The sequence below is a fragment of the Anaerovibrio lipolyticus LB2005 genome, assembly GCF_000621545.1.
In the GTDB taxonomy this organism is placed as follows: Bacteria; Bacillota; Negativicutes; order Selenomonadales; family Selenomonadaceae; genus Anaerovibrio; species Anaerovibrio lipolyticus_A.
In genome coordinates, this window is the sequence record NZ_JHYA01000023.1 from 1 (window position 1) to 8,057 (window position 8,057).

Consider the following 8,057-nt stretch of genomic DNA (forward strand, 5'->3'; position numbering starts at 1 on the left):
CATCTAAGTGTTTTTTGATTGATTAAACTCTCTTAATCCCAAAGGTCAAGTTAGGATCCTCGATAATAGTAGGGTCCTTTTCACCCAGCTTTGGGCCAGGAACCTTGGTATTATCTTGTGGTGGAAGAACGTCCTTAAGGATTTTAGGCTGTAGAGGCTCTAATACATCATTTGGAGTATCATGAAGCATGCCGCCAGCCACCTTGTCCATTTCATCCATGTTCATTGCGTTGTTCTTCTTCATCTCAGTCATTTTTAAGCTCCCCTTTCTGTGTGGTTGTTTGTTTTTCTTTGTCCTTTATATCCATGGGTGAATAAAAGTGTTATAAAAATTTTTAAAAAAATGGCCCGTTTTGCGCCAAAATCTTCAATTCCCCACTTTGGCATCATATAGGGTCAAAAATTGGGATGGCGTTGTTTCGTGGTGATGCGTATTTTTCTGAACGCTGTCATTTCGCTGTCAAAACGACTTTTCGCTGTCAAAAAGAAAAGGCTTCCGATAACTCGGAAGCCTTGATTTTACTGTGGTGCCGAAGGCCGGACTCGAACCGGCACGTATTTGCATACGGCAGATTTTGAGTTTCACCCCATATTTTACTAATGTTTTTGTATTTTTCGTAATTTCTGCAACGCGCTATTTTATTGGTGTGGTGATAATTAGTCTGCCGTAAATTTTTTAAAAAAACTTCTTTTTTGCGCTGGTGGGTGTACTGCGGGTGTACTCATTTTTTCTCCTTTCCCACCACCAGAGCGAATCTTTCATCCACAAAATCGTCGATTTTTTCCAGCTCTTTTTCCTCCATATGTGTATAAGTATCCAATGTAATCTGGATGTTACTATGGCCAAGCTGGTGCTGAATATCCTTGAAATCGAAGTTATGGGATGACTTCATGGATGTGGCAAAATCATGACGCAGCTTATGAAGACTGATTGGCAGCTGTTTTTCCTTGCATATCTTTGAAAACAGGCTGGAGAACACATCCGGGTTATAATACCGCCCGTCATTGGTGGTAAATACCATTTCCGGATGTTTCCATGTTCTGGAAGCCAGTCGCTTTTCTGCCTGAATTTTTCTGTAGTTCATCAGCTCACGGCAGTAGGAAGCGGGAAGCCTAAGTTTTCTCACACTGGTTATGCTCTTGGTTTTATCAATATAGATGGTCTTGTGCTTGGTGACAGGATCCACGTCCCCCACACCCATGGCCTTATCAATGGTAACCATGCCCCCGGTGATATTCCCATTTTCATCACGGTCAATCTGAAAGCTGTCCCAGGTCAGAGCCAAAAACTCACTCCGTCTCATACCAGTAACAAGTACCGTCAGAATCGCCATTACCCAGCCATAAAAACCACATTTTGCTCCCAGCAGCTTCGTCCAGATTTCATTGGTAACCGCCACGTATTCAGCGGGAGCCGGTTTTGCCGGCAGCTCCAGATGGGCCGCCGGGGACTCAATAATAAGATGCTCCTGCACCGCCCTTGCAAAAATCTGCTTGATAACAGTAACGAAATACTTACAGGTGCGGTATTTTTCCTTCCCTATCTTGTGGTAAATAATATACTGAAGGTCTGCAGGACGAACCTTGTCCAGCTTCATGTAGCCAATGGCATCCGTACAGTATTTCATTACCTTCTTATATGAAACCTGTGTATTTTCTCTTAGCTTCGGCTTTTTGTACACATCAAACCACTGGTCAAACCACTGGTCTACAGTAATGGTGCCGGCATCAAAATGGATACTGTGAGCATAAAGCTCCTGAAGCTCCTTCAACTTCTTCAATGCTTCCTTCTGGGTCTTGGCGTATCGCTGCTTCTTTATACGACGCCCGGATTTTGGGTCATAGCCCAAGGTTATGGCCGCCACCCATACCTTTTTGTCCTCCCGGAAAAATACCGACCCTTCGTGATCTGCTCTTGGCTTGCTGTTTCTTGCCATTTCCTTTTCCCCCTTTTAGTAAATCATTACTTCTTTTGCAAGGTTTTAGTAATTTATACTAAGGGATAGGCCAGAAATGAATCCACACCATAAAATCATGTAGATATCTTGTGGATTGTGTATGCTCTTCTGTGGATAACCCTATTACCAATGTGAATAAACTGTGATTAAGTTGTTAATAACTCCCATTTGTGGCCCTGTTAGTGGTGCAAATGTGGCCCAGGTTGTGGTACTTGTTGTGGTACTATATGTGGTCCCATGAGGACCTGTGGATACCCGCCAGGCTATGGGGCACAAGGGCTGACACCTCTCTAATATAAGATAATATAATATAAGATAATACAGTAATAGTAAGCAGGCTCTTACTGCTCCTTTTTCTTCATGACATCAAGAAGGTTAATCACACCATCCTGTTCTTTTTCCGTAAGACCGTTTAACACATCCAGAATGTGCTGGGTCTTTTCACTGGGTGCATAGCCCACCAGATAATCAACGGTTACATTATAATATTCCGCGAACTTTGGCAGCATATCAAAAGGCGGCTTTGCCACACCTCTTTCCCAGTTGTTTAAGTTTGTTGAAGCAACTCCCAGCTCCTTGGCAGCCTCGGCAACTGTCAGTTTCTTCTGGCCAAGTCGCAGGGCTTTTAATCTTTCAGCAAAATTTTTCATGCTCTCTGACGGTGACATATCTTTTGTAATCTCCTTTTATTTTCGTGATGTAAATAATATAGCACCAATTACGAAAAAAATCTACAAAAATAAAAAATTTTACTAAAAATAATGGACATACCGCCATCACTATGCTATATTTTTAGTAAATTATTATATCTTTTGCAAGGGATTATATAAAATTTTACGATTTACGAGGTTACCAAAATGAATGACATTATAAAATTTGAGAAGATAAAAGACAACGCCGCCCCTACTGAGGTAGTATATGTGACCATCAAGGAATTTGGGGAGCTGGTGAAGCGGTATCTCATAAAGGCGGGCTGTGGGGTGAAGCTGCTGCAGAGCAATAACCTTTACGGGGAGTCTGCAGGGGAAAATATCATCCAGAGTGCCAACGACTGGGAGGCGGATATTTTTGTCAGCATCCACTGCAACGCCTTTGATAAAACTGTTCGCGGGGCGGAAACCCTCGTATATGACTTAAAAGGGGAAGGCTATGGGCTTGGAAGGTGCATCCATGCCCAGCTCATAGAAACAATGCAGGATATTGATGGTACCTTCCCGGACAGGGGAATAAGAACCCGCTCCCTTCTGGCTGTGCTCCGCTCCACCATTATGCCCGCAGTGCTGGTGGAAACTGCCTTTATCGACAATGATATTGATGCCCTGCTGCTGATGAACCACCAGCAGGAAATAGCTGCAGCTATAGCCAGGGGCATTACTGACTACTGGGTACAAATCAATGGACAGTAAGCCTATGCTCACCACAGCAAAAACCATCCAAATGCTTTTATATGACGGGGATTTAAGCGGGGTTATGTACATTGAGGACACCTCATGGCAAATAGGGGCCATGTTCTCATCCCCCCGCCAGTCCATTGATGACCTTATTGAAAAGGCGGACTGCAAGCGGTACGGGGTTTACCTTCTCCTGTCTGATGAACAGGTGTATGTGGGACAGGCCCGGGATTTGGAGCGAAGGACCCGCCAGCACCTGACGGACAAGGGATGGTGGAACCACATAATTCTCATGACCACCAAGGATGACAGCTTCAATGCCTCAGATATAGATTATCTGGAATCCAAGCTCATTGAAAAGGCCAAGGATGTGGGCACCGCCTACGTGGACAACCTTAAAAACGGCAATCCCCAGAAGGTTACGGCCTTTCGTGAGGTGGTGCTGGGGCGGTATCTGGAGGAAGCCCTGTTTCTCCTAAAACTCATCGGGGTCTATGTCTTTGAGCCCATAAGAAGAAAGCGCACCACTCCGCCCCTTCCGGAAGGAAACCTTTCTGTCAGTGACTTTGTAAAAACTGCCCTGATTAACCTTCTGGCTGCGGGGTATGTATTCAGTGATGAAAAGCTAAAGCTCTACGGCTCCGTGAAAGGAAGCAAGGAATACACCCACCGGGCCCTGCCCATTATGTGGCTTCTGAAGGACGGGGAAACCCGCGACGATGTAAAAAAGAAAATCCGCCAGCGTTACTGGAAGGATGTATTTTCCAGCGGCACCCAGCGGTTTTTGATGTTCTCCCAGTGGTTCAAGGACGGCACTAATTACGGTGCCCATAAGGATGATTTTATAAGATGGTATGGGACACTGTAACTTATAAGAAATAAGACCAAAGGCATCTTGTAAAAATATATTAGCCATGTTAGTATTATTTTACACCCTTATTTTATAATTGTTGGTTTTAAACCAACAAGCAGCCAAGCCCTCCAAGCTGGCTGGAAAGAGGCCGTCAAGCGGCTTCTTTTTTTGCTTATCTAACACAAGTAGTTGCCTATTGTAACTATTCATGCTAAAATTTACCCATACCATTCCATTTGCTGGTCCCTCCAGCAAATACGAAAGCCAGTCCTCCAACTGGCTTTTCTTAATGATAGGCGCACTGCTGGCCCCCACGGCTGCAGTGATAAGGTCAGTTTGCAGACTGGCCTTTTTTTAATTTTTGGGGGCGTATTGGTTAAGCTAATAATCAAAGAACAACGAAGGGACGTCGAGTTTTTTGGTGTGATTAACAAAAAAAATATGTATAAGCAGGAATGTCACATACCTCGGAGAAATATAACTATATATAATGAATAGAATTTAACGTATATGTAAATAAAGAATGGAGGTCTTGGCGGTGTTCTGTATTCAATGTGGCACAAAACTACCAGATAATGCTAAATTTTGTTTTAATTGTGGGGCGCAAATCTCCATCCCAGATAATTCAGTATCAAATAATGTATCTAATAATACTGCGATTGAAAACCCAGAGGAAACAACGATGGGGACAATTACTGCCTCTACAAATCCAGCTCCAATTAGACCAGCTGGGCCTAGTATAGAGGAACAGATACAAAAAGCTGATTCGTTATCTTATTTTAAGAAAAATCCAAAAGAAAAAGAGGCTCTTGTGGAAATGTTATTTAGTGATGAACAAATCATTTCTGTAGGAGCCGCCTCAATGAAAATAGATAATAGTGTTATAAACGGTGTGCTGGTACTTACAACCAGAAATGCGATTTTCCTTCGTAGATCAAGATTTGTAAAAGATATATCTTTGCGTCTAAATTGGGATAAAGGAAAAAATTGTAGATATGATAAAGGTTTTTTAAGCAGTGATGTATTTATAGATGGACAAAAATTTAATATAAACAAACCATTTTTTGACTCAATGAAATGGGCATTTGATAAAGTTCATGGAGAAGAATGCCCTAAATCAGAAAGTGAATTATTCAATGTTATGTTACATATAGATAATGCTGATAAACAAAACTATTTTAAATATAATCCAAAAGCAAAAAAGGCACTTGCAAATATCATTACAGAAAATGAAAAAATTGATGTTGTGGTTGAAGCTGTAATTAGTGGTAAGGGTATATATAGTGATATGGGTGCATTAACATTCACAGATAAAAGAGTAATATACATAAGTCGTAGTTCATTTGGAAAAGATACAACATTTATAATGGACTGGCCACAGGAAATTCACTACAGCACAGCTTATTTTGATAATCTCACAATAGGTTCATATACTTTTACATTAGGTAAAGAGGCTCTACGCTATGCTGAATTTGCTATAAAAAAATATCAATCTTAGTAGCACAAATTGAGATGTTTACTGTTTTTTATATTACAGTTACTGAAGGGCGGAATAGTAATGTTTTGTATAAATTGTGGTGAGCAATTACCTGATAATGCAAAATTTTGTATGAAATGTGGTACAAAACTCAGCAATATAGGTGATAATACTGCAAGCGATATGTCGATTTCTTCTTTTGACAAGAGTTCAACAATTTTTGTTCCAGCAAAATGTACTAATTGTGGTGGAACACTTCAAGTTAATCCGGAAGAAAAAACGGCTGTGTGTAAGTATTGTAATAGTAATTTTTTGGTTGACCAGGCTGTAAAAAATTATAATATTCATGTGAATGGAAATATTAGTATTGGTTCTGCCACTATTAATATAAGGGGAGAAAATGTACAAAATTTAGTTGCCAGAGCAGTTGAATTTGAACGTGAAAGCCACTTCAATAATGCAATAGAATACTATAATAAAGTATTAGATATAGATATAAATAATGTTGAAGCAAAAGAAGGACTAGCCCGTGTAAATCAAAAACTAAAGAATTATATGTATATACGGGTAGAAATACCATGTATTTCATCAAGTAATGAGATCATAGAAGTATACAAAACGTACATATTACATACTAAAGGTAATGATAAAAAGAAATATGAAATATCTAAAATTATAAATATTAAGCAACCACACAAAAACCTTATGACGTTTGAAATAGAAGGAGACTATTTCAGTAATGTCTCTATCGCTGCAGGGGATGAAACCTCTGCTATCGTTGAATTTATTTTAAACGCACAAAAAGGTATTTATCCCAACATTGGGTAGGCTAAGAAAGGAACTTACAAAACATGGTTTCCTGTTCATATACTTTAGTAAGTGAAAACTCACTGGGGGGCTCTATCCCCAGCAAGTAAGAGAGCCAGTCCTCCAACTGGCTTTTTTTAATGATAGGCGCACTGCTGGCCACCACGCCAACAGTAATAAGGTCGGTCTGCAGACTGACCTTTTTTCTTGGACCAAAAAGGAGCTGTCCAGAGAAACAGCCCCCAAATTTATTAGTCTTTTAAATTTATCTGTAAGCTATCTGCAACTTCTTGATAAAGCATTTCCGCTTTAACTCGTTTTTCATTAGAGTCATCCATAAACTTTTGATGTCGACGAGCGTATTTTTCACCACCATCATTGCTATTAATGACTTTTTGGGCTTCTAAACAAGCCAGTGCCATATTGTCTGCAGCAAAAGAAGAATTTTTTTGGGCTTCTTTAGCTTTTTCCTTTTCTTTATCAGGAAGTGAATCAGGTATACGAACAGCCAATATATCTTTACTACTTTGAGTACATGCAGTAGATAAACCATAAATTGCATCAGATGCTTTTTGTTTTGTTATCTGCATATTCTTATATGATTGAATAACAGGTGTAAACGTGGAATCATACATTGATATATATCTATTTTCTATAGATCGTATTTTATTGTAAAATTCCTTGTATTCTGCTGGATTGACAGTCTTTTCGTCTACGGACTCTTTTGTTTTATTCTTATCCTCCGCATTTTTTTGATTATCCCCATTATTCTCGGATATTTTTTCAGCCTTAGCAGCTTCATTCATTGGAACAATATTATTTTCATAATAATTATCCGCAATAACTCCTGTATACGCAAGGACAGCAAATATTACAGAAAAAATAAGACAATTTCTTACACCATGTTCAGGAACTACTTCATTAGATTTTCTTTTTTGTATTACACTAAAGGCACCCAAAATAGCAAATACTGCTAAAAATCCAAAAAGATAAGGGGCGACTGTACCATAAAGAGGCAGAAAAAACTGTGTAAGAAAACCTGAAGGATTTAAAATTATACCTCTAATAATACCGATTAATAATATTACTAAAATAATAACTACTATAGGCATATATAATTACCTCCTTAAAAATATAATTAGCAAAGGAATCGCTAAGTAGAATTTACTATCTGGTGACCATATTCTATGTGTCCAAAGGATAATCCTGCATAAAACATGTTTTTTTAGAAATACAATTAGCCATTATATATTGCGTTTTAATATAATAATAGTTAGTTTTTTGGGCGGGCGTATGCCGTGGGGGCGGCTGCGCTCTCTTTTTCCGGCTGTGTGCAGACGCGGCCACGGCTGGTGGGCGGGGTTGAATAAAAAAATAACTTCATTATTTCCTGCTAATTTATAACACTTTCCCCTGCTCAGGGATATAAAAGACAGAAAAGGAAATACACACCCAAATAAAACGTATATATAAGTAAATAAAGGCACGTAGAAGCGGTTATGCTTTTCATCAGGGATTGTATAATTTCTTCCAGTGTCATTACTAACAGCGGAGGGAACGGAAGCCTCCGC

Annotated in this window: 9 protein-coding genes; 4 read left to right on the forward strand and 5 right to left on the reverse strand. The window is 39.6% G+C overall.

All coding sequences use genetic code 11. The features are described 5' to 3' along the window. Positions 1-22 precede the first annotated feature (22 nt). From T355_RS0112055 to T355_RS0112065, 3 genes are all read right to left on the reverse strand, one after another. A complete protein-coding gene (locus tag T355_RS0112055) occupies positions 23-253 on the reverse strand; it encodes a hypothetical protein (RefSeq protein ID WP_027397918.1) in 231 nt (76 codons plus the stop codon). A 469-nt stretch (positions 254-722) separates the two neighbouring features. Continuing rightward, positions 723-1,937, reverse strand: a complete 1,215-nt coding sequence (locus tag T355_RS0112060) for a tyrosine-type recombinase/integrase (protein WP_027397962.1) — start codon at positions 1,935-1,937, stop codon at positions 723-725. Between the two features lie 362 nt (positions 1,938-2,299). Beyond that, the gene (locus T355_RS0112065) at positions 2,300-2,626 is read right to left on the reverse strand and encodes a helix-turn-helix domain-containing protein (protein WP_081777681.1); all 327 of its coding nucleotides are present in this window, start codon (positions 2,624-2,626) and stop codon (positions 2,300-2,302) included. Positions 2,627-2,815: 189 nt separating this feature from the next. On the opposite strand from T355_RS0112065, the gene T355_RS14415 reads away from it, so the two are divergent. The 4 genes from T355_RS14415 to T355_RS0112090 all read left to right on the forward strand — a co-directional run bounded on the left by T355_RS14415 (position 2,816) and on the right by T355_RS0112090 (position 6,507). Continuing rightward, positions 2,816-3,364: an N-acetylmuramoyl-L-alanine amidase family protein gene (locus T355_RS14415; RefSeq protein ID WP_051555571.1), complete on the forward strand. Its 549-nt coding sequence runs from the start codon at positions 2,816-2,818 to the stop codon at positions 3,362-3,364. Next, entirely contained in the window at positions 3,354-4,217 is an 864-nt protein-coding gene (locus tag T355_RS14420) for a GIY-YIG nuclease family protein (protein WP_051555572.1), read from the forward strand. Before T355_RS14415 ends, T355_RS14420 begins: the two co-directional genes overlap by 11 nt. Before the next feature lie 523 nt (positions 4,218-4,740). Further along, positions 4,741-5,700: a zinc ribbon domain-containing protein gene (locus T355_RS15445; protein WP_027397964.1), complete on the forward strand. Its 960-nt coding sequence runs from the start codon at positions 4,741-4,743 to the stop codon at positions 5,698-5,700. Between the two features lie 60 nt (positions 5,701-5,760). Beyond that, positions 5,761-6,507 carry a zinc ribbon domain-containing protein gene (locus T355_RS0112090; protein ID WP_027397965.1) on the forward strand — a complete coding sequence of 249 codons (747 nt, stop codon included), beginning with the start codon at positions 5,761-5,763 and terminating at the stop codon, positions 6,505-6,507. Positions 6,508-6,737: 230 nt separating this feature from the next. Here the strand turns inward: T355_RS0112090 and T355_RS0112095 are convergent, their stop codons facing one another. Then, the gene (locus T355_RS0112095) at positions 6,738-7,598 is read right to left on the reverse strand and encodes a hypothetical protein (protein ID WP_027397966.1); all 861 of its coding nucleotides are present in this window, start codon (positions 7,596-7,598) and stop codon (positions 6,738-6,740) included. Between the two features lie 132 nt (positions 7,599-7,730). Then, positions 7,731-8,057: hypothetical protein (locus tag T355_RS15510; RefSeq protein WP_231483046.1), on the reverse strand; the 327-nt coding region annotated here is incomplete at its 5' end.

Excerpts from the sequence above, each read along its gene's own strand:
- T355_RS0112055 (WP_027397918.1), bottom strand. The coding sequence starts at position 253 with ATGACTGAGATGAAGAAGAACAACGCAATGAACATGGATGAAATGGAC.
- T355_RS0112060 (WP_027397962.1), bottom strand. The coding sequence starts at position 1,937 with ATGGCAAGAAACAGCAAGCCAAGAGCAGATCACGAAGGGTCGGTATTT.
- T355_RS0112065 (WP_081777681.1), bottom strand. The coding sequence starts at position 2,626 with ATGTCACCGTCAGAGAGCATGAAAAATTTTGCTGAAAGATTAAAAGCC.
- T355_RS14415 (WP_051555571.1), top strand. The coding sequence starts at position 2,816 with ATGAATGACATTATAAAATTTGAGAAGATAAAAGACAACGCCGCCCCT.
- T355_RS14420 (WP_051555572.1), top strand. The coding sequence starts at position 3,354 with ATGGACAGTAAGCCTATGCTCACCACAGCAAAAACCATCCAAATGCTT.
- T355_RS0112090 (WP_027397965.1), top strand. The coding sequence starts at position 5,761 with ATGTTTTGTATAAATTGTGGTGAGCAATTACCTGATAATGCAAAATTT.
- T355_RS0112095 (WP_027397966.1), bottom strand. The coding sequence starts at position 7,598 with ATGCCTATAGTAGTTATTATTTTAGTAATATTATTAATCGGTATTATT.